Source organism: Acidithiobacillus sp. (assembly GCF_027322205.1).
Classification (GTDB): Bacteria; Pseudomonadota; Gammaproteobacteria; order Acidithiobacillales; family Acidithiobacillaceae; genus Acidithiobacillus.
The window spans coordinates 4,987-6,805 of the sequence record NZ_DAHVHY010000089.1 but is presented as its reverse complement, the minus strand read 5'-3'; the positions used below and the strand labels follow the sequence as shown (position 1 = coordinate 6,805).

General features: G+C 54.3%; 1 protein-coding gene and 1 pseudogene. Both read left to right on the top strand.

All coding sequences use genetic code 11. From position 1 onward, the window contains the following. On the top strand, nt 1-938 hold a 938-nt coding region (locus M7F93_RS10660; protein ID WP_298173160.1), incomplete at its 5' end, for an autotransporter assembly complex protein TamA. After that, nucleotides 935-1,819, top strand: a pseudogene (locus M7F93_RS10655) (translocation/assembly module TamB domain-containing protein); the annotation flags it as partial. The gene M7F93_RS10660 and the pseudogene M7F93_RS10655, both read left to right, overlap by 4 nt.

The following is a 1,819-nucleotide window of genomic DNA, read 5'->3' as shown; positions in this document are numbered from 1 at the left end:
CTGGTTACAGCACTAATATCGGTCCAAACGCAGCACTCATCTATGATAATTATAATGCTTTTGATAAAGCGCAGCATGTGCGTGTTTCAGTTCTGGCCGCACAACTGAATCGCAATGCCAGCGTCACCTACAGTTGGCCGGTTGGCGCACGCCTAGGATCGAAATATATTACCCAAGCCAGCTATCAGAATCAAAATCTGACCGCTTATACCAGTAACGAAATCCTCGCCAGTGTCGGCCGACAGTGGTCATTACAGCGCGCGAGCAGCCTTAGTAAAAATGCGACCATCGAGACATTAATCAATGTTGAGAAAGCCAACTACAATGTGGCTGGGCAATTTAATAACAGCTTTTATAGTTATCCATCCGTACAATATAGCGTGCAGGATTTCCGCAATATCTTGCGCCCCATCGCCGGCTACACACTGGTGGCGAGGATTGAGGGTGCCAGTAAAGTGTGGGGTAGTGACGCGAATTTCATCCGCTTTAGTGCCCAGGGAGAATGGCGCAAGCGCTTGAGCCGGAACTGGATCCTCGGCACTCGTGCCAAACTGGGGGCAATGTGGTTAACCGGGCCTCTCAGCGAACTGCCACCCAATCTGCGCTTTTTCGCGGGTGGTCAAAATAGCTTGCCCGGTTATGCCTATCAATCGCAGGGACCGTTGGCTGTGGATGGTGCGGTGGAAGGTGGCCGCCTCCTTGCCGTTGGTGGCTTCGATATTCAGCGCTTTGTCACTAAAGACTGGGCTGTCGTCGCATTTTATGATGTGGGCAATGCTTTTAACAGCTGGTCCAGTTTTCATGTGCTTCAAGATGCCGGCCTGGGTGTGCGCTGGTACTCCCCCGTCGGCCCCATACGTTTTGACGTGGCACATCCCCTGGTTGCCCCGCAAGCGCCCGCAGTCCGTATCGCCTTCTCAGTAGGTTTCAGCCTGTGATTCGCGTCCGCCACGGCATCGTTGCCAGTATGCTGCTGGTCCTGATCATGCTGGCCACCGCCCTGGTCTGGCTGCTCACTACCAGCCACGGTGCACGGTGGGCGTTAGCGCAAGTCCCAAACTTACAGATCAAACAGGTAAAAGGCTCACTTACCGGCAAGATACGGCTTTCCGGCATTTCCTGGCATAGTGCGGACATACGCTTTCGTGCGCAATCTTTGCAGTGGCACTTGTATCCTGCCCGTTTGCTCTGGGGAGAAGTCGACTTGGCCGATCTCCAGCTTCACCAAGCCGATTTGCACCTGCCGGTGCCCTCTGATAAACCCAGCCCTATTCATTTGCGCTGGCCCGCATTGCCTCTGTGGACCCGTCTCATCGACCTGAAACTGAGCCCGGTTACTTGTACGAACCTGCGTATATGGCAAGGAACGCAGGAGTCCTTCGTTCTCTCCCAGGCGGCATTTTCCGAGCTGGCTTGGCAGCGTGGCAATCTGCGCATCAAAAACCTGTCGGCGCTGATGCCTCAGAGCAGACTCCAGCTTACGGCAGACCTGCAAATGGGAGCGCGCGGGCTGCAAAGCCTGGGTGTATGGAGACAAGGCAGCGCCGCCAACCTGTTGACCGTAAAATGGGAAACACACTGGCACGGCATTTCGGCCCAGACTTTTGGTGGCCCCCTGAATATTCAGATACAGCAAAACAAGCAACTGACGACTTTGAGCGGTATGACACAGATCTCCCCACAGCAGATTTTGCTCCAGTCACTACAACTCACTAATCCTGCGCTTAAAAAACCCGCACAAGGGCATTGGCGCCTTGATTTTCCCCCCAATACCGCAGGCAATTACCAGATTAGTGGCGGCTTCGAGCAGGTCCTGGCT